Raw genomic sequence first — 23569 nt, forward strand, 5'->3', positions numbered from 1 at the left:
TTTCTTATACTACCACACTCTTCTTTCTTATTAAAGATTTAATTGCGTAAAAGATAAAAGAATGCTAGAATAGTTAATGCACTTTTTATAGAGTTGGAGGATTACATTTTGAGTACAGGATTGATAGTTTTAATTGTTGTCACAGTTGTTCTTATCGCAGCTATCGTTGCGCTTATAATACTTGGTAAAAAAGCCCAGAAGAAGCAGGAAGAACAGCAGGTTCAGCTGGATGCCATGAAGCAGACAGTTACAATGCTTATCATTGACAAGAAGAGGATGAAACTCAAAGAGGCCGGACTTCCACAGTCGGTTATCGAGCAGACTCCCAAGCTTCTTCGTAGTTCAAGACTTCCAATATTGAAGGTAAGAATCGGCAACAGAGTAATGAGTCTTATCTGTGATGAGAAGATATTCGACTCAGTACCTACCAAGAAAGAGGTTAAGGCTTCAGTAAGCGGTATCTACGTAACAGAGGTTAAAGGTCTTCACGGTAAGGTACAGGCTCCCGAGCAGAAGAAAGGCTTCTTCAAAAATCTTGTGGCTAAGGCCCAGGAAAAAGCCGGAGCAAAAATGGTTAAATAATCCAAACAATAATGCGGTGACAACTTAGCTTGCCACCGCATTTTTTATATCTATAACTATCATGGATTTCGAAACCACCTGACCGTCAATTTCCAGGTCATAATCAGCAACCACCTTTATTTCCTCATTGCCGCCCACTCTCGTAAAATCAAAACTGTTGGTCTTGACCTTCATAAGCATGGTCCCGTAGGGCGTCACATACTCAGTATCGTATTCCAGCTTCTCTGCGAAGGTGAGTTTTGAAGTGGTTGCACCTCCGCGGATAATCTCCATCTTCTGTCCATCAGCTCCAATGATCACCCTGTTGTGAATCTTCATGCTTCCGGATCCGGTATCCTGCTCTTCATCGTATTCAATGGTGCAGCTCCCGTCCTCTAAAAGCTCATAGATACCCGCTGCCAGCGATTCCACCTTCTCAGTTGGCTCACCGTCTCTTGAATGTATGCCTGTAACGTTTACCTCTACATTTCTATTCATACAATTCACCTGTTTATACGCCCGGGTTGATAGGTTTTGTTAAAAAGAGCTCCGGCGCAAGTCCACTTTTTTGAACTGCCTCATAGCCTTTTTCAGCTTCTTCTTTACTCTCATAAACTGCGAAAACAGTTGGTCCGCTGCCCGTCATAAATGCCCTGACAGCTCCGTTCTCTTCAAGGAGTTTCTCAATATCTTTGATAACACTGTATTTACCGGTAGTAACCGGCTCAAGTACATTGTGGATCTTATCGCACATTCCTCTGACATCTCCGGCTTCAATTGCTGCTCTGATTCCATCGATATCAGGATGCTTCTCAATTTCATGGCTGTCCAGCTCTGTGTATACCCATCCTGTAGATACAGCTATTGCAGGCTTGGCCACCACCAGATAAAAGTCAGGTATTGCCTTAATGACAGTAAGCTCTTCACCGATTCCCTCTGAAAGAGCTGTTCCTCCGATTATGCAGTAAGGAATGTCAGCCCCGAGCTTAACAGCGCGCATGCACAACTCTTCCTTGGAAAGTCCAAGGCCCCACAGCTCATTGAGAGCCAGGTAAGCAGCTGCTCCGTCGGTGCTTCCTCCTGCCATCCCTGCTGCCACCGGAATTCTCTTTTCCAAAGCTATATCAGCTCCGGCCTTTACACCAAATTCCTCTTTCAGCTGATTTGCCACCTTGCAGATAAGATTGCTTCCGTCCGTCGGAACAGTCTCGGAATTAGCCTTTAAGGTTATCCCACCCGACGCATTTTCCTCAAACGTTAACGTGTCGTATATATCTACGTTCTGCATTATCATCTTCACAAGATGATAGCCGTCATCTCTTTTTCCTATTACATCAAGTCCCAGGTTTATCTTGGCATAAGCTTTTCTGGTTATCTTCATCTCTGAAATCCGCTCCCCTGCTGGTAATTGTCAATAAAACGCTCTATATCCCCCACTAATAGACATCTTCTCACTATAGCTATTTCATTACAAGAAAAAAAATACAAAAAAATTGAAAAATTTTTATTTTAGGGGTTAAGTTTTTCCAAAATCTGCCGATAGTCAGATTAGGTAAACTATAGTTTCGTTTCAGCGCGGTATTAGTTAACCTGTGCGGAAAAGGAGTTCTATATGGGCGTAAACGGAGTTACCGAGGTTACTAACAACATCGCAACGACCTATACTTCAGCTGTTAATTCTCCTGTCGAAGACAAGAAGAAAGACAAAGAGGTAGAGGTCAAAAAAGAAGCGGCTGCCGTATACGAGAAATCCGAGGAAAATTCAAGTACCTCCAAGGTTTCATCGAAAGAGACAGACAGAACCAAGATCATTCAGCAGTTGAAAGCCGATGACGCGCTTCGCCAACAGCAACTTCTGGACATAGTCCACAAGATGATGGGCAAGCAGGCAAAGACCTATGGAATCGCTAATACTGATAATGATGAAGATTCTATCTGGAAATTCCTTGCAAAGGGTGATTTCACAGTAGACGCAGCTACCAAGGCGCAGGCGCAGGAAGACATTTCAGAAAACGGATACTGGGGCGTAAAACAGACCTCAGAGCGTATTCTTGATTTTGCCAAAGCGCTTGCAGGAGACGATCCTGAAAAGCTCGAGAAAATGAGATCCGCTTTTGAAAAAGGGTACAAACAGGCTGAGAAGACCTGGGGTGGAGAATTACCCGATATTTCAAAACAGACCTTTGACGCTGTCATGAAAGGTTTCGACGAGCTCACAGGAAAAGTAGAAACTTAATACCGTTGCTAGTAACACAAAAGAGGAAGGGCCCCAAAAAGCTCTTCCTCTTTTCCTGTCTTTATCCTCTGATATCACAATATCTTTCTAAGTTCGTTTATATCCTCCACTCCGTACTGTTTCATGTAGCTCTCTATTCCTTCTATAACATGAACAGTAGCATACGGGTCATGGAAGTTCATGGCACCGACAGCCACAGCGCTTGCACCTGCCATGATGAACTCAATGGCATCATCGCCGGTAGCTATTCCGCCCATACCTATTATCGGAATATCCACTGCATGAGCCGCTTCATAAACCATTCTTACTGCAACAGGCTTTATGGCAGGACCTGACATTCCTCCTGTCCTGTTGGCAAGAGCAAACTTTCTTCTGTGAATATCAATCTTCATTCCGGTAATAGTATTAATGAGTGAGATCGCATCTGCTCCTGCTGCCTCAGCCGCCTTGGCCATCTCTGAAATGCTTGTAACATTAGGGCTGAGCTTCATGATAACAGGCTGCTTTGCGTGCTTTTTGATCTCAGTGGTTATCTCTGTAAGCGCCTTGGCATTCTGACCAAATGCGATAGCTCCCTCCTTGACGTTGGGGCATGAGACATTTATCTCCAGCATATCCACATGCTCATCCGAGAGTCTCTCAACCACATCCACATAGTCCTGAATGCTCTTTCCGCAGACATTTACAATGACTTTTGTGTCATATCCCTTGAGGAATTCGAGATCTCTTTTGACAAAAGTCTCTATTCCGGGATTCTGAAGTCCGATGGCATTAAGCATTCCGCCGTAGACTTCCGTTACTCTCGGTGTGGGATTCCCCTCCCAGGGTATATTCGAAACACCCTTGGTCACCACCGCGCCAAGTTTGTTTAAATCAACAAAATCAGAATATTCCATACCGGAGCCAAAGGTTCCCGAAGCAGTCATCACAGGATTTTTAAACTTAACACCGGCTATCTCTACTGAAGTATTCAAAGCTTCACCTCCAACAGTCTTTATTACATATCTAGGTCATCTGCATCAAAAACAGGTCCGTCAGTACATATCCTGGCATTCTTAACCTGTGAGTGAGCATCGATCTCTTTTGTCTTGCATATGCATCCGAGGCAGGCTCCGACACCACATGCCATTCTCTCTTCCAGTGACAGATATGCCTTCATGCCGTTTTCTGCAGCATAGGTTTTGATTGCCTTAAGCATCGGCATCGGTCCACAGGCATAAATAACATCCGCCTCAAGACTGTTAGCCCTGATAGCATCGATTACATTTCCCTTTGTTCCAAGACTTCCGTCCTCTGTTGCGATAACAAGTTCAGCTGCCTTCTCGAAATCCTCACGAAGGAAAGTCTGTGAATCTCTGTATCCGAGGACACTGACTACCGATGCAGCCTTTCCGAGAGCCTTAAGCTCTTTTGCAGTCTGAAGAAGCGGAGGAACACCGATTCCTCCTCCCATGAGAAGAACTCTTTTGCCTTCTGACTTCTCAAGCGGAAAGCCATTTCCGAGAACGCCAAGGATACTGATATAATCTCCGGGTTGATAGAGTGTAAACTCGGCAGTTCCCTGTCCTACAACTCTGTAAACCAACCTTATCGCACGTTTATCTCTGTCCACTTCGCAGATACTTATCGGGCGTGGAAGCAGCGTCGCCTTCCCTGCCGGGTACACCCCGACAAACTGTCCCGGATTAGCATCTTCTGCCAGCTCCGTCTCAAGCCACATATCATATATCCCGTCAGCTAAGAGCTTCTGGGTGAGGACCTTCGCCTCTGTTTTCATCTTTTTTGCCATATCTCCACCTCAATCAGCTTTATATACTATTTTGCCCCGGCATATTGTGAAGAATATCTTCCCGGGAAGCTTCTCTCCCAGGAACGGTGTATTTGACGCCTTGGAAACACTTTTGTCAAATACCCACTCTTCATCGGGATTAAAGATCACAATGTCCGCATAGGATCCCTCTCTTACGGTACCGGCATCCAGTCCGTACAGCGCAGCCGGCTTGGCACTCATAACAGATAAAAGCTCCATCATGCTAAGGTGTCCGGGTCTTACAAGCTCCCTTATGCCAAGCGCAAGCGAGGTCTCAAGTCCTGTAATTCCGCTTGGAGCCTCTCTAAAGCTCTTTGCCTTCTCCTCTTTGGAGTGCGGAGCATGATCCGTTGCGATCATATCTATTGTTCCGTCCTTGAGGCCTTGAATTATTGCAAGTCTGTCGCTCTCAAAGCGAAGCGGCGGATTCATCTTGGCAAGTGTCCCATGAGTCCTGACTGCATCCTGAGTAAGAGTAAAGTGATGGGGAGTTGCCTCGGCGAATACCTTGACCCACTCTCTTCTTGCCTGCCTTATAAGTTCCACCGATTCAGCAGCACTGATGTGCTGGACCACGATCGTAGCTCCGGTCTTTTTGGCTATTTCTATATCTCTTTTGACCATTGAGATCTCAGCATCTCTTGGTGAGCCCTTAAGTCCTAGCTCTTCTGCGACCTCGCCGGCATTGATACCGTTGTCTGTTATAAATGAAGGATCCTCTTCGTGAAGGCTTATCACTCTGTCGAGCTTAACTGCCTCTTCGCAAGCCCTCTCCATTACTTTTGCATCAGTAATGGGTTTACCGTCATCGGTGAAAAGAACTGCTCCCGCCTCTACAAGCTTATCCATAGGCGTAAGTTCTTTTCCCTCCATATTCATGGTGACATTTCCGCAGGTGTACACGTTGATCCCGGTCTTGCTGCCTCTTTCAAGTACATCCTTAACAGTGTCAACATTGTCCATGTGAGGATCGGTGTTACCCATCATGATGACACTGGTAAATCCGCCTCTGGCCGCAGCTGCCGCACCTGTGTCTATATCCTCTTTATAAGTAAATCCCGGATCTCTGAAATGAACATGTCCGTCCACCAGACCCGGTGCAACAATGCACCCTCCGGCATCTATTTCCGTAATACCCTCTTCATGAGCCTCTCCGCCTGCCTCTCTCATGAAAAGGCTCTCTCTGGCCATCTCATCCAGGCTTCCGCTCATTCCGATCTTTACAATCCTGTCTCCGTCAATGAGCATGTCATAGACACCCTCAGTCTCTGTGGCAGGATCCATGATTCTTCCGTTCTTTATAAGTAACATGCATGCCTCCTTCGTGGTACGCTCCTATATACTTTAACATAAAACAAGAAATCTATTCCATTTTTGAGCCACTCATGAGAAAATAAATACGATATTTCTTAAAGAGAGGCACAGATAAATGATTCGTACAATAATTATATTTATATTTCTCATTATCTTCCTGATAGTCAGCCTGCCCATGCAGCTTGTGCTCTTCATAATGCACAAGTTCAATGATGAAAAGGCGAGAAAGGCATCTCTTGCCATCGTAAGCTGGGCTTTCAACGTGATACTGTTTATCGGCGGAATCAAACGCATCGTCATCGGCGAAGATAATGTTCCCAAGGACGAAGCTGTGCTCTATGTCAGCAACCACCGCAGTATCTTTGATATCGTAGTCACTTACCCAAGAGTCCCCGGACGCACAGGCTACATAGCCAAGCAGGAATCCATGAAGCTTCCGGTTATCAGCTTCTGGATGGTATATCTTGACTGTCTTTTCCTTGACAGATCCGACATCCGCAAGGGTCTTGAAATGGTACTGACAGCAATTGACAAGGTTAAAAACGGCATTTCAATCTTCATTTACCCGGAAGGCACCAGAAACAAAACTGATCAGCCCCTTGGTGAGTTCCATAAGGGAAGCTTCAAGATTGCTCAAAAGGCTGATTGTCCCATCGTTCCGGTAGTTGTAAATCATACCAGAGACTGCTTCGAAAACCATATGCCCTGGATCAAAAAGACCACTGTTGTTATTGAGTACTGTGAGCCCATCAGGATAAAAGAGCTTGATAAAGAAGACCAGAAGAACATCGACCAGTACGTTAAGAACATAATCGAGCAGACATATATAAAGAACGAAAATCTCGAAATCTGAGCATAGAAAACCGCTTTGCATCTCCCGAAAGGTGATACAAAGCGGTTATTTTTTTTACATCTTGCTTCCCTTGGCGCCTCCGCCGAGCTTAACGCCCTCAAGAACGTTGGTCTCAAAGGAATATACAACCTTGTGATTCTCTCTGTCTGCCTTAAGAGCCAGCTGGATCATGTTGTCCAGAAGATGCTCATACTTCATTCCGAGAGGCTCCCAGAGATAGAAAGCAAGAGATCCCGGAATTGTGTTGATCTCATTGAGATAAACTTCATTGGTGTCCATATCGATCATAAAGTCGATTCTGGATACGCCGCTGCATCCAAGAGCAATGAATGCGTCAACAGCCATCTTTCTGATCTTATCTCTCATCTCTGAAGAGATGTCTGCGGGAATCTTTCTCTTAAGAGAAGCCATTCCCTTAGATCCGCCTGTCTTGGCACCGCCCTTAGAGCCGCTGATATATTTATCTTCAAAAGAAAGGATCTCATCTGAGTTTACAGGCTCCTCACACTCGGAAGCTTCTGCTGACTCGTAGTCACCAAGAACTGAGCAGTTGATCTCTTTGAGATTTGAAATAGCTCGCTCTACAAGTATCTTCTTGGAGAACTCAAAGCCAAGGTCCAGTGCCTCCAAAAGCTCGTCCCTGTCCTTAGCAACCTTGATACCGATACTTGATCCAAGGTTCAAAGGCTTGATGATAACGGGATAAGTGAATGCTGACTCAATCTTTGAAACAAGAGCATCAACATCCTCGTAGTCTTTCCATGTGTAGCACTTGCAGTCAAGAACAGGAATTCCGCTGTCCTTAAGAACTGTCTTCATAACATATTTGTTCATTCCAACTGCTGAAGAGAGAACGTCACAGCCAACAACAGGAAGTCCCATTGTAGCAAGGTAGCCCTGAAGGGTTCCGTCCTCAACATTGGTTCCGTGAACTATTGGAAACGCAACGTCTACAGTAGTGATAACGTTGTTGCCAAACTTCTTCATAGGGTATCTTACAAGAGAAACCTTGTCACCGTCCTTAACCCAGATGACCTGAGTGCTCTTTGCGATAAGATCCTTAATGTGAGTGTACTCCTCGATATTTCCGATGGAATCACCAACATAGAAGTCATTGTTCTTGGTCATATAAACAGGGATGACATCGTACTTCTCCTTGTTGATATATCCGATTGCCTGGATTGCTGAGATAATTGAGATCTCATGCTCTGTACTTTTTCCGCCAAATAATACTGCTACCTTCAGCTTCATTTTGTTCCTTCTTTCATCTTGTATACTAAAAATTTACTTATAGTTATCCGGAAGATCATTCTCAAGTAGTATAACCTTTTCTCTGCCCGCGTCAAGTTCATACATTAAAGCGCTGGCTTCATTAAAGGTGTTCTTTACAAAAATCTTCTCGGGATCAAATCCCGCATCCACAGCGCCCTTCTTGATATCTGCGCTGTTAACATTTCCGACCAGAATGATGTAATCGCAGACAGCTGCTGCCTGAGCGCCAAATGCTGTATTGTACTCTTTAGCCTTGTCTCCAAGCTCAACCATACCCGGTGTTACCAGTATCTTAACGCAGTTCTCAAATAGAGAGAGTGTATTAAGTGCAACCTTTGCGCCGTTTGGATTGGCGTTGTAAGCATCATCAAGGATAGATACGTTGCCGTGTCTTGTCAGCTCAAGTCTGTGAGGCACAGACTGAAGACGCCTTACTGCCATCTTGAGCTTGGTCATCGGGATTCCGAGCGAGTTAGCACAGGCAATTGCACCGAGAATGTTCTGAACATTGTGCTCTCCAACAAGCTTGGTTGTAAACTCTGCACTCTCACCGCCGGGAGCTGTAACCGTAAATGCTGTTCCCGCTCCTGTGACCTTAACATCTGTTGCTCTATAGTCAGAACCCTCAGACATACCATAAGTAACGGCATCCGGGTACTTCATATTCTCTCTTATAACTTCGTTGTCGTAATTGACAAACTTAAGGTGTTTGCCCTTCTGTTTGCCGCCTTCAGCCTTCTCTTTTTCATCAACCGCATCAAGAAGTTCGTACTTGGTGCTTATGATATTCTCCATGGAATGGAATGTCTCAAGGTGCTGAGGTCCAATAGATGTGACAATACCGTCATCCGGATGAACGATGTCCGTTATCTCTTTTATATCATGAAGATGCCTTGCTCCCATCTCGCAGACAAATATTTCGTGAGTGGGCTGCATGTGCTCTCTGATGGTTCTCACAATGCCCATTGGAGTGTTGTAGCTCTCAGGAGTCATCAGGACTCTGAATCCCTCTGACAAAAGAGTGGTCAGGTAGTACTTGACGCTTGTCTTACCGTAGCTTCCGGTGATACCTATAATGCGAAGTCCCTCATGCTCCCTGAGAATCCTCTTGGCGTCATCTATGAACCACTTGTTGATCCTGTTCTCGATGGGCTTGTTGATAAGATTTGCAAGAGCTGTAACAAAAGGAAGAAGTCCGCAATAAATCACCATGCCAAAGAGCGCAAACAGCATCGAATTGATTTCGGAATACGCCTCATCTCCGCTCAGAATCCTCACAACGATGTAAGGAACCAGCACCATAATAAGCGCAAGTACAGCATAGGTTATAAATAATCTCTTTACCCTGTCGGTTACTACAAACTTTTTCTTGGCCTTCCTGGGAATATGGGCAATGATAAGCCCTATGAGAATCGGGAAGATAGCTATAGCTGCCACCAGCTGAATGCCCTTTATCACCGGAACCGGCGCAAATGCCATAAAAACACTGATCATAAAGAGCAGATGAAAAAGAGGCTTCACCCAGTTTGTCCTGAGGAACCTGAAATATCCTTGAAACTGATAACTGGAGAGCTGCAGCATGTGCGTATAGTATCTGAGTCCTAATATTGCCAAACATATGAGCGGCAAAAACAATAATATCATTGAGTATTACTCCTTACATTTCTATTCCGAGGAAGCTTCCAAGAATCTTGTAAAAAAGATACGGATTATCAAGGAACGAATAGTGACCGGCCCCTTCAATAACAGCGAGCCCTGCCTCCGGCATCTCTTTCTCCATCTTCTGCCCGTCCGATAACGGAGTTGCAGTATCCTGATCTCCCCAGATAAGAAGAGCAGGCATTGTAACGGACGACATATAAGGAACCAGATCTTCGTTGACCACCTTCACAAGACTCTGTCTCATAACGGGAGATGCTGCTGCGTAATCCGCACTTCCGAATTTCTTCTGAAGAGCATCGATGGTTCCGGGGAATGCCTTGGCAATTCCGGTTTTGATCAGAAGATTCTTGTAGAACTTGTATCTTCTGGTTCTCTTATTCTGCCCCTCCGTCCTTACAGGCTTAACTCCCGCAGCATCTGTCAGGATGATCTTGGGAATTGTAAATCCGGCGGTAAGTCTTCCGTCCTTAAGCCCTGAAGAGAGCTTGATGATGATCCTTCCTCCCATAGAGTGTCCAAGGAAGATGATCTCTTTCTCCTCCGGATAAAGCGTCCTGATAAACTCCAGAACAAAGTCCACATAGGCATCTACATCCATTGGCTCTGCCGGTTCATCACTCTTTCCAAATCCGGGCATATCCATGGCTACCACGTGGTACTTCTTTTTGGCAAAGTTTATGACTCCGGCAAAAAGATCTATGTTGGATCCCCAGCCGTGAAGCATCACCAAAAGCGGACCTGTTCCCTCATCTATGTAATTGATATTTAATCCATTAATTGTTGTATTCATGACCCATCCATATTAACACCACAGGCGCTACTTTTCCAGTACGCTCAGCATAAAAATGAACAGCGCATCACTTCCGGGATCCACTGCAATTCCCGCTTTTTTGGCAGTCTGGTATGTCCTGTCGGTATCCGTTGTCACATAATTGACGGCATCGGGGTTTCTGCCCATGAGAAAGTGTGCGTGATTCTCAATAATCGTGGTGTATTCGTAGTTGTAAATAATGTGATCTGTGATCGTAAGACATCTCATGTCCCTGAGCATCTTATCAAAATTATCTTCTCTTCCAAGATCCGTCACAAGATATGTTGATTTGGATGCTGCGGAAGCTATTGCCTCTGACTTTTTCATCAATGCCTTCATTAGGGCCTTACAGATATCCACATCCACAGACTGATTTATGGAAAGATATGTCACCCCTCCAATAAATATGTTCTCATCGGAGTCAAACAAATCGATAAAATCGTCTCTCCGAAAATATGAGTTGATGACTTCATTGTAAGACGCTGCCCCTGTCGCTCTGTACAGCTGAACTGCCGCCTTAAATGCAGCCGTATTGTCCGAAGCCTTCTGGTTGTTCAAAAAACAGCTGTATGCCCTGTCAGCCGCCTTGAGGCACTGCGTTGCAAACTCCGCGTCAAACTGCTGATATATATAGCTGAACCTCGCCATCATTGAGGCAAAAGAGATTGTGGCTTCCATTGATACCGGCGACACAATAACAGGAGCGTTGATCGCTTCTCCGCCCCTTACCGGATCAGTAAGAGCTGCTCCGTATTCTCCGCCGGTCCTTGGATCCTGCATCTTTAAAAGCCATTGTGCCTCGTACTTAACTTCATCCAGAATATCAGGAATGCCATTTCCGCTCTCCGGAATTCCCACTTCGTCGGTAAAGGCTGACGGATTCATCTCATAAGCCAGGAGCAGATTCTCTGCAATATTACTTCCAAGGGTTGTATCCCTGCCGGCCGATTCATCCATGTGCCATCCGCCTGTAACATCTATCTCTGTAGCTGGGTCCTCCTGAAGATGCGCCGGTTGCGTGTGACAAGCGCTGTGAGCATTATCTCCCGCATAGTTCTCGGAAAGCGCAATTCCGCATCTGTTGATGTAGTATTTCTTGCAAGCTTCGTCAAAGGCATCCTTAAAGGCGTTTTCCTGTATGGTAAAAGAGTACGACTCTCCCACCACATCTGTACTTATAAAATAGCTTCCCGCTTCGTCAAAATCGGTGAAATAGCCCATGCTGTCATACTCATCAAGCTCTTCATTATATACACCCTTAAGTATTTCTCCGGAAAAGACCTTTTTACCGCTCTCCAGGTCATAAACACCAAAAGTCTTAGGAAGATCTTCCCCCTTGAATACTACTGCCTTTTCCGAACCGACACTGTATCCGACCTGATCGACCATGATCCCGGGTATCTGTTCGGGCACTTCATAACTAAGAGTAGTCTCAGCTGTGCCCTCGTTCACAGAAACATCCGTTGTCATTTCAGCAGAAGAAGCGCCGCAGCCTGCGACGCTTCCTGTTATTGTCATTATTAACCCTAAACTTAGTATCTTTTTAAACATACTATTATTTTACGCGGTTGTAGTTTATAAGACAACCGTCGAGGATTATCTGCCTTTCGTCATCAGTAAGATTTCCGAGCTTAAGTGAAAACTCTTCCATCTTGCCGTCCTTGACAGCATATGCCTTGATATCATCACTCTTCTCAGCCACTGCTGTTCTGATTCCGGGAAGGAAGATGTAATCTTTATTCTTGAACGGAAGCTCTCCCTCTTTAATGAGGAACGGAAGCATTCCCCAGTTGATAAGATTGGATCTGTAACGCTTTGTAGCGTATTCATTGGCAATATTAGCCCAGCCTCCAAGTACCTTCTGGCAGGATGCTGCCTGCTCTCTGGCAGAACCGTCTCCGGGCTTAACAGCAAAGATTGTTGATCCAAATCCAAGATTTGAATTGTTCACATCGCTGAATTCCTTGCTGATAGTTGCCATTACACCTTCAAGCTCGCCCCATGCACTTATAGGATCACTGCCCTCTGTAAGAGCATCCTGAGCTGCTCTGATCTCTTTTGCAAGACCCACATAATTAGGATCCTTTCTTGAGAGTGTAAACTCAGCAAGGCCAAGAGGATTGGATCTGTATGATGAGGTTTCTCCTGATGGAATAAGCTCATCTGTTGTTGTTACAGGATCATGGATCTCTGAAACCACCCTGAGCACAAGATTCTCAGGAAGCGCACTCATCTTGGGCCAATCTTTGATGTTCGGACCGAGAACAAGCTCTACTGAAGGATCAGCCTTGCCCTTTGAATCAAATACTCTGTTCTTATAGATCTCACTGTCAAAGTGATATTTGTACTTCTTGAGGTCTGCATCAAACTCTGTTGCAGGTGTAAGAACACCCTGGTTAGCAGCTGTTGCAGCAATTGAACGTGCGTCCATAAGCGCAACTGAAGCCACCTGTCCGTTCTGTACCTTGGAACCTTCTCTGTTAGGGAAGTTTCTGGTTGAGTGTCTGATACTGAATGCATTATTGGCAGGTGTATCTCCTGCACCAAAGCAAGGTCCGCAGAATGCTGTCTTGAGTATTGCTCCTGTCTCAAGAATTGTAGCAGCAGCTCCGTTCTTGACAATCTCCATATAGATAGGTGTAGAAGCAGGATAAACGCTCAAAGTGAACTTATCGTTACCGATAAAGTGTCCCCTAAGGATATCTGCTGCAGCACAGATATTTTCAAATCCGCCGCCTGCACATCCTGCTATGATTCCCTGATCGACCATAAGCTTGCCGTCTCTTATCTTGTTCATAAGAGAATACTCAATCTTATCACCGAAGCTGACCTTGGCACGCTTCTCAACGTCAGCAAGGATATCTGCTGCGTTTGCATTTACTTCTGATATCTCATAGACATTGCTCGGGTGGAAAGGCATAGCGATCATAGGATTGAGTGAATCCAGATCAACCTTGACAAGTCCGTCATAATAAGCAACCTTGCCGGGCTTAAGTTCCTTGTAATCTCCGCTTCTGCCGTGGATATCATAGAACTCTTTTATCTCATCATCTGTCTCCCAGATTGATGTAAGACATGTGGTCTCTGTGGTCATAACATCAACACCGATACGGAAATCAGCACTGAGGTTCTTGACACCGGGGCCTACAAACTCCATAACTTTATTCTTAACATATCCGTCACCGAATACCTTGCCGATAATAGCAAGCGCAACGTCCTGAGGTCCGACGCCTTTCTTGGGTGCGCCCTCAAGATAGATTGCTACAACTCCGGGCATATCGACATCGTAGGTCTGGCAAAGAAGCTGCTTAACAAGCTCCGGTCCGCCCTCACCGATAGCCATGGTACCAAGAGCACCGTATCTGGTGTGCGAGTCTGAACCAAGGATCATTCCGCCGCCGGTTGCCATCATCTCTCTGGCATACTGATGAATGACTGCCTGATGAGGTGGTACATATACTCCGCCGTATTTCTGAGCTGCAGTAAGACCAAAGACATGGTCATCCTCATTTATTGTGCCGCCTACTGCACAGAGTGAGTTGTGGCAGTTGGTAAGCACATAGGGAATTGGGAATTTCTCAAGACCTGATGCTCTGGCAGTCTGAATAATTCCAACATAAGTGATATCATGTGATGCAAGCTTATCGAACTTGATGCAGAGCTTGTCCATGTTGTCAGATGTGTTGTGCTCTTTTAAGATTCCGTAAGCAATTGTTTTTTCTTTGGCGCTGCCGATCTCCTCGTCTGTGACGCCCATAGACGTCAGTGCTGCCTTAGCTTCGTTGTCATCAGGAATAATGGTGCTTCCGTTTACAAGATAGCACCCCTTATCCAATGTGGTTACCATCGCAATTCCTCCTAAACTTTTATCCGCTATACATGTATACAATTATCCATGGGCATTATTCTATCATTAATCCCACGGACTTGGTAGGATGTTTTTTATTGAGAATTATAAATTCTCTGGATTTTACCCGTTATTCTCTCGAATCCGGCCTTCATGAGTTCCTCTCTGAACTCGGCAACTTTCTTTTCAGCGGTTCCTGAATACTGTCCTGTGGCCAGCTGAGGTATATACTTGTCAAAGATCTCTTCGATCGGTCCAAGCTCCGCATTTATCTGCGGCGTAGAAAAGGGGACTCCGTCCCAGGGGTAGTCAATAGCAACATGCTCGTAGCTGTCCACCAGACTGTAGTATTTATCCCATGAATATGATGAGTCCGGAATCTCAAACTCATCCCTTCTGCCCCACCAGAAATCAGTCACAATACCGTCTGCGCTTTCATTATATCCGCTTGGTTTTTCAAGCATACCTTCCTTGGTGATCTCGTACTGTATTCCCTCAATGCCGTTTTTGAGAAGTCTGTAGCATTCCTTATCATTCCTTATCATGTCATAGACCATGAGAGCTCTCTCAGGATGCTCCGATCTCGCCGATACAGCCATTGCTCCATGGAAATTGCTTACTCTCATAAGAGTTCCGCTCTCTCTGCCAAACCAGTAAAATCCAAGCTGAACTTCCGGTATTGAAATATTCATTGTGGGTTCAATTATTGTGTAATAGTTTTGCGTATGATGCTGTACTACCGAAGATTCTCCGCGATAGAACTCATCCTCATTATTTCCCATCTGGGACAGATCGGCTCTCCAGACGCCAAGTTCATTCCACTGCTTCATCAGCTTGGCGTATTCTATAAGCTCATCGCCGCTGTAATACGGTGATATTATCTTGCCCTTGTTGTCCAGATCCTCACCCCAGATGCCATAGGTTGTCAGCTCATAGATAGGAACGTATCTCTTTGCAGACATGAGATATCCGAGTGTTGCAATCCCATTACTTCCGTCAGTATCCCACGGGATCATATCCGGATGATGATATATCACATTTTTAAAATAAACATCCAGGTCCTCCCAGGAGGCTACTTCTGAAAGTCCTGCTTCCTTAGCAAGGTCTTTTCTGTAAACAAAGCCATGATTTGTCCACTGAGTGTATTCATTCTCCGGGATAAGATATATCTGTCCTTCATAACTGCCCTCTTCCCACTGGGCCTTGGTAACATTGGTGTATGTAATGCCGCAGTATTTCCTCAGCATTTCCTCAGAAAGAGGCATAAAATTGCCATTAATGATATTGGGCCAGGCATCAAGCCAGTCCGTTCCCGTTCCGACAAGATCAACATGTATGTCTTCAGAAGCAAGAGTCCTGTCATAGTTTTTCAGATAGTCATTCCAGCCCACATAAAAAATATCCAGCTTGGCATTGAGTCTTTTGACCAGGATCTTATTGAGCCTCTCAATAGCCTCTTCCGTTCTTCCGTTTGTAGGCTTGTCTCCTATGGTCATGTAGGTGATGGTGATCGGCGGCTCTGTAAAGTCAATTTCTTCCATTGCCTGGCTGTGAAAATATCCGCCCTTTTCATCCTGGCCACATGCCACAACTGATAACAGCATTATAAAGACAAGTAGAATCGATGCAATTCTCTTATTCACCGGAATCGCCTTTCCGCTCTTTTTCAGCCTTATTCCTAGCTCTCAGTTCCACGAAAAATTCCTTCAGAAGTGCACTGCACTCTTCCTGTAAAACGCCCTTTTTTACTTTTACCTGATGGTTAAATTCAGGATTATTCAGTATATCCATCACAGATCCAGCACATCCTGCCTTGGGGTTCTCGGCAGCCATAATAACTTCCGGGATTCTGGCTTGAACTATAGCTCCCGAACACATCTGGCAGGGCTCAAGTGTAACGTAGAGCTTGCATCCTTCAAGTCTCCAATCCTTCATGAATTTGCCGGCCTTTTTGATTGCCGTGATCTCCGCATGTGCCAAAGGAGTTTTGTCTGTATTCCTTCTGTTATAGCCTCTTCCGATTATCTTGCCCTCATAGACAATAACACAGCCAATGGGCACTTCACCCAGGGCATATGCCTTTTTAGCCTGAGCAAGGGCAGCTCTCATATATTTAATATCCTGTTTTTCTTCTTCTGATAATTTAACTCTATTCATAAATCATACTAAAATGGTAGAAATTCCCATCCGTTTTTGCTATTATGTTTTTACGACTTTATACTTATTATATGTTTTTTAACCGAGGTACACAATGAAGATATCCACAAAAGGCAGATACGCCTTAAAAGTCATGACTGATCTTGCACTCCACAATGATGGAGAATACATAGCATTAAAAGACATTGCTGCTCGCCAGAATATTGCAGTCAAATATACCGAACAGATCGTTTCGGTTCTGGGTAAGGCCGGATATGTCGAAAGTATGCGCGGAGTGAGCGGAGGTCACAGACTGGCCAAGGCGCCAAGCGAATATGTTATTGGTGACATTCTGCGGACCATGGAAGGTCAGCTTGCTCCTGTAGGATGTACAGCAGATATCAAGGGCACAACCTGCCCAATGTCAGAGAGTTGCTCTACCGTTTCATTCTGGAGAGGCCTTGATAAAGTGATCAATGAATATGTAGACAGCTTTACGCTTCAGGATTTAATTTGACATAAGTCGCAAAAATAAGTATATTAGTATAGCGGTTTTGTAAAGGGTGTATGTAGCAGTCCTTCCGTGCTTAAGCGGGTCTTATGCAATGGAAATCTGCGAACCGTGTCAGGTCGGGAACGAAGCAGCACTAAGTAGAACCTTCCATGTGTTGTAAGGTCGCCTGTTTAGGCCGGGAGCAAACGTACATGCATCCTTTACAGAGCCGCTGAGAACACTTGCCGAGGTCTTGTCGAGGCTAGTGTGAACGTGTTCCCCCTCCGGAAGGTAGGGCGAACTTCCTTATTATTTCTTACTTTCTAAGTATCTCATATAGCTGACAACCATCATTGCAATCTTGAAGGTCAGCGCATCATCAAATTTCCTTACATCAAGTCCACAGCTCTTTTCCAGTTTCTCAATCCTATAAACAAGAGTATTTCTGTGCACAAAGAGTTGTCTTGAAGTCTCTGACACATTCAGATTATTCTCAAAGAACATATTGACGGTGTTAAGGGTCTCCTCATCAATCTCCTCCGGAACCTCTCTTCCACCAAAAATCTCATCGATGAACAGCTTGCAAAGGCTCTCAGGAAGCTGGTAAATGAGTCTTCCGATTCCCAATGTATTGTAGGCATTAACTCTCTTTTCAGCATAGAATATCCTGCCTACTTCAAGTGCCATCTTGGCTTCTTTGAAAGATTTACTGAGGTCCTTGAGTTCATCGACAATAGCTCCGTATGAAACACGAACATTGAGCATAGCCTCAGTGTTCATCATATCTACAATAGTTGTCGCTATCCTCTGAACATCTTCATAATTCTGATTTTTCTGGAGAGTCTTAATGAGGATTACACTCGTTTCATCAACAGCTGTAACAAAATCTCCCGAGTGAGTTCCGAACATACCGCCAAGCAATTCCTGAGCTGTATTGTCTCTGGCTGATCCTGTTTCCACAAGAATGATAACTCTCGGGGCATTTACCTCAATCTTAAGCTTTCTTGCTCTGTTATATACGTCGATAAGGAGCATGTTGTCCAGAAGAAGGTTCTGGAAAAAGTTGTTCCTGTCAAATTTCTCTTTATACGCCACGATAAGGCTCTGCAACTGGCTGACGCCAATCTTGCCAACCATATAGGCGTGTTCCGAATCTCCTTTTGCCAGGAGCACATATGCAGGTTCTGTCTCATCCAGAATCTTAAACAGATGAACATCTCCAATAACCTGTGAATCAACAGGTGAATTGGCAAAACTGGTTACTATTGATACGTCCAGAAAATCTTTGTCGCTGGTCGAAGCCACTTCAGATCCGTTTAGATCCATGACGCACAGGTCAACCTTAGTAATTGTGCCCAGTTCTTCAATACTGCTTTTAATAATCTGAGAAGAAATCATATTATAGCCCCTTTCAACAGTGAAAACCCTCTATATTCTGAGTATAACACGCATTTCTTTATTGCACAAAAAGAGCTGCGCAAAATCGCGCAGCTCTCATAAGTTTCTGAATTAGTTTGTGATTGTGAGCTCTGTTTCCTTATCAAAGATATGGATCTTCTCAACATCAAATGCAAACTTAACCTTGTCGCCAGGTCTAGCTGTTGTACGAGAATCAACTCTGGCTGTGATAGGGAACTCAGCGAGATCGAAGTACAGATAAACTTCTGCACCAAGAAGCTCGTATACGTTGATTGTTGACTCGAATACAGCCTTAGATGTGCTAACAACCATCTCTGAATCATCAACATCCTCAGGACGGATACCGAATGTAACGGTCTTTCCAGCGTAGCCACCATCGATAACCTTCTTAGCCTTTGCAGGAGGAAGCTCGATTGACTGTCCGGCGATCTTGAGGCAAGCCTTGTCGCCATTTACTTCTACTTCTGCATCAAGGAAGTTCATCTGAGGTGATCCCATGAATCCGGCAACGAAGAGGTTACCTGGCTTGTCATAGAGGTTCTGAGGTGTATCAACCTGCTGAACAACACCATCTTTCATAACAACGATTCTGGTACCAAGAGTCATAGCCTCTGTCTGATCGTGTGTAACGTAGATGATTGTTGTGCCAAGTCTCTGGTGAAGCTTAGCAATCTCTGTTCTCATCTGAACACGGAGCTTAGCATCAAGGTTTGAAAGAGGCTCGTCCATAAGGAATACCTTAGGGTTACGAACGATAGCACGTCCCATAGCAACACGCTGTCTCTGTCCACCTGAAAGAGCCTTAGGCTTACGATCAAGGAGCTTCTCAAGGTCAAGGATCTTAGCAGCATCTCTAACCATCTTGTCGATGTCTGCCTTAGGAACCTTACGAAGCTTAAGTCCAAATGCCATGTTATCATAAACAGTCATGTGTGGATACAGAGCGTAGTTCTGGAATACCATCGCGATATCTCTGTCCTTAGGCTCTACGTCATTAACTACTCTGTCACCGATCTTAAGTGTACCTGAAGAGATATCCTCAAGTCCTGCGATCATACGAAGTGTAGTTGACTTTCCACATCCTGAAGGTCCTACGAAAATAATGAATTCTTTATCCTCAATGTTAAGGTTGAAGTCTTTTACAGCTTCGAAACCGTTAGGATAAACTTTAGTTACATGCTCAAGTGATAAACTTGCCATACCGATTAATCCTCCTATTTTGTATAAAGCTTTTTGCCTATGTAAGAAAGTATATATTCCCCTCTGTTTATTGACTATTCACCAATTTCACAAATATTTTATTTTTCATTAGCCAATCTGCCAAGAAATCCTGTGAATAAAAGCTTCGGCAGAAATGTTGACGAAGAAAACAAAATAACACTGTGCAATTTGTATATTGCTTTATTTTCAGAATGATAATATGCCTCTGCCTATTGTCTTGGACCTTTCCAGCGCCTTTTCCGCCGCAGCAATGACGTCAGGCACATTTCTACCGTTATCGGGATAGAGAGCCGCTCCGGCATTCGGTGTTACTTCTTTGTCATCATCAAAGAATCTTGAATCGTGAAGGAACAGCTGCATCTCATCGGTTTGCTTTCTGATATCCTTCTGTTCAAAGATGTCCTTAAGGAAAATCATAAACTTGTCATCATCATATCTGGATACGATGTCAGTAGCTCTAAATCGTCCATAAAGTGTTCTGGAAAACTCTTTTATCTTCTCATCAGCAAAAGCATCGCCTCTGCTCTTACGTGCATTCTGAATATCCGGCAATTGCAGCACAAACAGGATTCCCCTCTTATTCCCTTCTGACTCTGCATACTTTCCTATTTCCGCCACTGCAGATTCTTTGGTCAAAAGTCCGGACAGTTCATCAAGCTCCAGGGCTTCATATCTCTTTTTCCTTGCTTTCTTCTCAATAAAATCGCTCAGATAATATGAGAGCATTACCAGCGCTATAAGACCTGCTGAAGCAATAATCAGCTTAAATGCCTCCGCACTGTAATCATCCATCGTTTCATCCGTCATGGCACGCATGGCATTTTCGTCAACAAAAGCGACCACTCCTCCGCTTGCGGAACTAAACGGCGACACAATGACATAACCGTAGTCCGGAACGGTCCCCATATAGACATTCTTTTGGGAAATGCTGAGTTTAATTGTATCTTTTGAAATACCGGGAGGAATCTGCTCCCAAAAAGATGCTTCCTCGCTAAAGGCTTCGGGTTTGTCATCCTTGCCATCCGCGAGAATATCTCCGTTTAGAGTGACTACAGCACATTTATCCAGAATAAAATGTTCTCTAAACAGCTGATCGGTTAATGTATTGATTGGAAGAGTGGCAACCAGATAGCCACTGTCCCTGTTTTCAAATTTTACTCCCGACACTATAAGGCACTCGGTGTTTCTTGCATTTTCGCTGCTGTCGGGAAGAACCATTCCGGTTCCGCCTTTGGAATACGCCGAAGTTATTGCAGAGAAGTATTCCTTGTTTCCTATCGAGATCTCTTTTCCCAAATAATCATAGCCCTTACCGTCTGCATCACAGACAAGGGCATAGATTATCTCGGTTTCATCCACAATATCCTTGAGAAGAATCTTGATCTGATTATCATTGTAATTCATGGCATAAAGAGACATGGCTCTACCGGACATGGTCATGGCAGAAATGGCATCGCTCATCACAATGTCCTTATCTCGAACCTCTTCACCGATGGCCAGAGCCATCGCTGTAAGTTTGGCTGAAGCTGCGCGTCTGTAAATGGTATCTTTATACACGCCCAGTATGATGACTACTGCTATAAGATATACAGCAATCGGAATAAGCCATCTCAGATGAGATCTCTTCATACCCACCTCTCTTAATCAGTGCTTTCTTCGTCATCTATCTTCTTTATTGCATTTTCAAGTTCCTGTTCTTCTGTTAAGACCTCTTCCTTTGGTTCAAATTTCTTGAAGGTATCGTTGTAAAGGGCCGCACACATATAACCCGGTCCGGCGATTCCGACAAGGATAAGGAACGGAACAACCTTAAGCTCAAAGAAATAAAGGAAAAGAACAGGCATCAGTGTAACTATCGCCATGGCAAAAGTTCTTGGAAGTGCCATGATCGAAACAAGGAAAGAATTCTTGATGGTTCCTGTAATCTTATTCTCAAACTTGGACTGAAGCGGGTAAATGTAAAGCGCTGCAAAAAACAATACGATAGCTACAGCTACGGTCACATATTTCAGAATCTGATTCTGTCCTCTCATCAGCAGGAAATCAATTACTATAATTCCGCCTGCAGCAAACTGAATGATCTGAAGGATCATACTCTGAACAAAGTTCTCTTTAAAGGATTTAAAGAATGTCTTTGTAATATAGCTTTCTTCTTCCCTTACTATCTTGAGCAGCACAAAATGCATAGCCGTAAGTGCCGGTCCGACTGGAATAGAAGCCACAATGCCAACAAGCCATGCCCAGAATACATAACTGATCACAACGCCCTGGGAAGCTGCTGCCTGTTCATCAAAAGCAATCGCTCCCAGCATGAGATACTGCTGTACTATCAGCGGAATGCAGAATATCAAAACAAGAATATTGAGCCACATCACATCCGCAAACTTATTTAATCCTCTGATAAGAGGGCTGTCCAAATCAAAAAATTTACCCATTACAAAAATCCTTTTCTTAATTCTTTAATACCAGTTCCATTGGCGTAAACCTGATGCCATCAGCCTCAGTCTCGCCCTGCAAATCCCGAAATCCCTTTTTGTGATAGAAATCCACCGCATATGGGGAGGAATTAACAGTCAGCCTGTCGATACCCTCTTCCAAAACCGCATATCTGCGCACAAATGCAAGAAGGGCACTGGCTACTCCGTGTTTGTGATATTTTTCGTCCACAAACAAAAGAGAGATATGCTTCTTTTCACGCAAAGAAAGCATACCTACACATCTGTCTTTGTCCGTGGCAATAAACAGCTGATAATGTCCTGCCACAAACATTTTTCTCAGCATATCATCATTAACAAATTTATAGAAATTCTCTATTCCCTCTTGAGAATAGTCAGGGGCGTCAAATCTTACAAAGGTATCCCATGCAAGCTTCATCGCCCCATCCCAATCAGAATGGTAAGCACACCTTACCATTATTTTTGATGTATCAATTTCCTGCTGCACTGTCGACTACTTTCTTGATCCATTCATACTGATCAGCAAATACCTGCTCTCTTCCGATCTCCTGCTGAAGCTCATGGCGGAAACCGTCATAAAGCTTGATATCAACATTCTTGATCTGAAGATCGTTCTTGTAGATATTATAAAGCTTCTCAGGTCCTTCGCCGTAGTTGCCTACAGGATCCTCTTTGCCGGCAGTAACAAGGATTGGAAGGTCCTTGGGAATATCTTCCATCTTGTCAGTATCCTGGACTCTCTTAAGGAGCTCAGCCATAGTCTTGAATCCGTTTAATGTGAACACAAAGTTACATGCCGGATCTGCTGCATATTTATCTACGCTGGCCTCGTTATGTGAAAGCCAGTCGAAATTGGTTCTTGGGTTAGGAATCTTCTTGAGGTAGCCCTTGAACGCCATGTTGTTAACCATAGTGCTGCGATATTTCTCGCCCATAACAACCTGAAGGAAGTTTACAAGTCCGCCAAGGCTCTTGATCGTTCCGCTTGGCATGAAAGCTGTTCCCTGAATAATTGCACCCTTGATACCTGTTCCATATCTGGTGATGTACTCTCTGGCAACAAATGATCCAAAACTGTGGCCAAGAATAAAGCATGGGATTCCGGGAAAATCTTCCTGAGTCATCTTTTTAAGTCTGTGAGCATCACGAACAAGAACGGTAGCAGGATCGTTCTTGCAGAAGTAACCATAGGTACCCCTCTCGCCGACAGAACCGCCGTGTCCGAGATGGTCATTACCTATTACGATAATACCTTTCTCAGCCAGGAAGTTTGCAAACTCGTCATAGCGGTCGATGTATTCCTGCATTCCATGGATGATCTGCAGAATAGCAATAGGCTCACCCTCCGGAATCCATCTAATCGCGTGAAGCATAGTCTGTCTGTCTCTAGATTTGTAAGTCAGTTCCTCTTTGCGTACCATTTGGAGTTCCTCCCCATAAGAATAGTTTATATATATATAATACTACAGATTGTTACG

22 protein-coding genes and 1 other RNA gene are annotated in these 23569 nt (G+C 44.4%); 5 read left to right on the plus strand and 18 right to left on the minus strand.

What is annotated here, in order from left to right:
* The first annotated feature begins 108 nt into the window (after positions 1–108).
* A complete protein-coding gene (locus tag G590_RS0105960; RefSeq protein WP_022764763.1) occupies positions 109–582 on the plus strand; it encodes a hypothetical protein in 474 nt (157 codons plus the stop codon).
* 24 nt (positions 583–606) lie between these two features.
* Here the strand turns inward: G590_RS0105960 and G590_RS0105965 are convergent, their stop codons facing one another.
* Together G590_RS0105965 and ispE are read right to left on the minus strand one after the other, a co-directional pair.
* Complete coding sequence (locus G590_RS0105965; protein WP_022764764.1) at positions 607–1059, minus strand: DUF1934 domain-containing protein; 453 nt, start codon at positions 1057–1059, stop codon at positions 607–609.
* Positions 1060–1072: 13 nt separating this feature from the next.
* Positions 1073–1942: a 4-(cytidine 5'-diphospho)-2-C-methyl-D-erythritol kinase gene (ispE, locus tag G590_RS0105970; RefSeq protein ID WP_022764765.1), complete on the minus strand. Its 870-nt coding sequence runs from the start codon at positions 1940–1942 to the stop codon at positions 1073–1075.
* A 231-nt stretch (positions 1943–2173) separates the two neighbouring features.
* Here ispE and G590_RS0105975 point away from each other — a divergent pair, with 231 nt between their 5' ends.
* Positions 2174–2797, plus strand: coding sequence for a hypothetical protein (locus G590_RS0105975; protein ID WP_022764766.1), 624 nt, complete (start codon positions 2174–2176; stop codon positions 2795–2797).
* Between the two features lie 74 nt (positions 2798–2871).
* Here G590_RS0105975 and G590_RS0105980 read toward each other — a convergent pair whose 3' ends face one another.
* The 3 genes from G590_RS0105980 to G590_RS0105990 are packed head-to-tail and all read right to left on the minus strand — an operon-like array spanning position 2872 to position 5918.
* On the minus strand, positions 2872–3771 hold the full coding sequence (locus G590_RS0105980) for a dihydroorotate dehydrogenase (protein ID WP_022764767.1): 900 nt from the start codon (positions 3769–3771) through the stop codon (positions 2872–2874).
* A gap of 23 nt (positions 3772–3794) precedes the next feature.
* A complete protein-coding gene (locus G590_RS0105985) occupies positions 3795–4586 on the minus strand; it encodes a dihydroorotate dehydrogenase electron transfer subunit (protein WP_022764768.1) in 792 nt (263 codons plus the stop codon).
* A 9-nt stretch (positions 4587–4595) separates the two neighbouring features.
* On the minus strand, positions 4596–5918 hold the full coding sequence (locus tag G590_RS0105990) for a dihydroorotase (RefSeq protein ID WP_022764769.1): 1323 nt from the start codon (positions 5916–5918) through the stop codon (positions 4596–4598).
* A 118-nt stretch (positions 5919–6036) separates the two neighbouring features.
* Between G590_RS0105990 and G590_RS0105995 the strand changes: the two genes are divergently transcribed.
* Positions 6037–6774: a lysophospholipid acyltransferase family protein gene (locus G590_RS0105995; protein WP_022764770.1), complete on the plus strand. Its 738-nt coding sequence runs from the start codon at positions 6037–6039 to the stop codon at positions 6772–6774.
* A 54-nt stretch (positions 6775–6828) separates the two neighbouring features.
* On the opposite strand, the gene G590_RS0106000 is transcribed toward G590_RS0105995, so the two are convergent.
* The 7 genes from G590_RS0106000 to tadA form a co-directional block, all read right to left on the minus strand.
* Positions 6829–8025 (minus strand): D-alanine--D-alanine ligase family protein, encoded by a 1197-nt coding sequence (locus tag G590_RS0106000; RefSeq protein ID WP_022764771.1) that lies wholly within the window; start codon positions 8023–8025, stop codon positions 6829–6831.
* Between the two features lie 33 nt (positions 8026–8058).
* Positions 8059–9690, minus strand: coding sequence for a Mur ligase family protein (locus G590_RS0106005; RefSeq protein WP_022764772.1), 1632 nt, complete (start codon positions 9688–9690; stop codon positions 8059–8061).
* Positions 9691–9703: 13 nt separating this feature from the next.
* Entirely contained in the window at positions 9704–10498 is a 795-nt protein-coding gene (locus tag G590_RS0106010; protein ID WP_022764773.1) for an alpha/beta fold hydrolase, read from the minus strand.
* Positions 10499–10525: 27 nt separating this feature from the next.
* On the minus strand, positions 10526–12037 hold the full coding sequence (locus tag G590_RS20475) for a glycoside hydrolase family 9 protein (protein WP_022764774.1): 1512 nt from the start codon (positions 12035–12037) through the stop codon (positions 10526–10528).
* 37 nt (positions 12038–12074) lie between these two features.
* Positions 12075–14366: a hydratase gene (locus G590_RS0106020; protein WP_022764775.1), complete on the minus strand. Its 2292-nt coding sequence runs from the start codon at positions 14364–14366 to the stop codon at positions 12075–12077.
* Between the two features lie 95 nt (positions 14367–14461).
* Positions 14462–16009 (minus strand): extracellular solute-binding protein, encoded by a 1548-nt coding sequence (locus G590_RS0106025; protein WP_026493968.1) that lies wholly within the window; start codon positions 16007–16009, stop codon positions 14462–14464.
* Complete coding sequence (tadA, locus tag G590_RS0106030) at positions 16002–16523, minus strand: tRNA adenosine(34) deaminase TadA (RefSeq protein WP_022764777.1); 522 nt, start codon at positions 16521–16523, stop codon at positions 16002–16004. The genes G590_RS0106025 and tadA overlap by 8 nt, the downstream gene beginning before the upstream one ends.
* A gap of 94 nt (positions 16524–16617) precedes the next feature.
* Here tadA and G590_RS0106035 point away from each other — a divergent pair, with 94 nt between their 5' ends.
* On the plus strand, positions 16618–17019 hold the full coding sequence (locus G590_RS0106035; protein ID WP_022764778.1) for an RrF2 family transcriptional regulator: 402 nt from the start codon (positions 16618–16620) through the stop codon (positions 17017–17019).
* Positions 17020–17091: 72 nt separating this feature from the next.
* An RNA gene (ffs, locus tag G590_RS21980) (signal recognition particle sRNA small type) lies at positions 17092–17191 on the plus strand.
* Positions 17192–17304: 113 nt separating this feature from the next.
* Here ffs and G590_RS0106040 read toward each other — a convergent pair.
* The 6 genes from G590_RS0106040 to G590_RS0106065 all read right to left on the minus strand — a co-directional run bounded on the left by G590_RS0106040 (position 17305) and on the right by G590_RS0106065 (position 23512).
* Positions 17305–18393: a PucR family transcriptional regulator gene (locus tag G590_RS0106040; protein WP_022764779.1), complete on the minus strand. Its 1089-nt coding sequence runs from the start codon at positions 18391–18393 to the stop codon at positions 17305–17307.
* A gap of 111 nt (positions 18394–18504) precedes the next feature.
* Entirely contained in the window at positions 18505–19614 is a 1110-nt protein-coding gene (locus G590_RS0106045) for an ABC transporter ATP-binding protein (RefSeq protein WP_022764780.1), read from the minus strand.
* 207 nt (positions 19615–19821) lie between these two features.
* Complete coding sequence (locus G590_RS0106050) at positions 19822–21264, minus strand: GGDEF domain-containing protein (protein WP_022764781.1); 1443 nt, start codon at positions 21262–21264, stop codon at positions 19822–19824.
* Between the two features lie 11 nt (positions 21265–21275).
* On the minus strand, positions 21276–22070 hold the full coding sequence (locus tag G590_RS0106055) for a YesL family protein (RefSeq protein WP_022764782.1): 795 nt from the start codon (positions 22068–22070) through the stop codon (positions 21276–21278).
* A gap of 16 nt (positions 22071–22086) precedes the next feature.
* Positions 22087–22509, minus strand: coding sequence for a GNAT family N-acetyltransferase (locus tag G590_RS0106060; protein WP_051142122.1), 423 nt, complete (start codon positions 22507–22509; stop codon positions 22087–22089).
* Positions 22510–22561: 52 nt separating this feature from the next.
* Positions 22562–23512: an alpha/beta fold hydrolase gene (locus G590_RS0106065; protein WP_022764784.1), complete on the minus strand. Its 951-nt coding sequence runs from the start codon at positions 23510–23512 to the stop codon at positions 22562–22564.
* Between the last annotated feature and the right edge of the window lie 57 nt (positions 23513–23569).

Source organism: Butyrivibrio sp. XPD2006, from assembly GCF_000420865.1.
Lineage (GTDB): Bacteria > Bacillota > Clostridia > Lachnospirales > Lachnospiraceae > Butyrivibrio.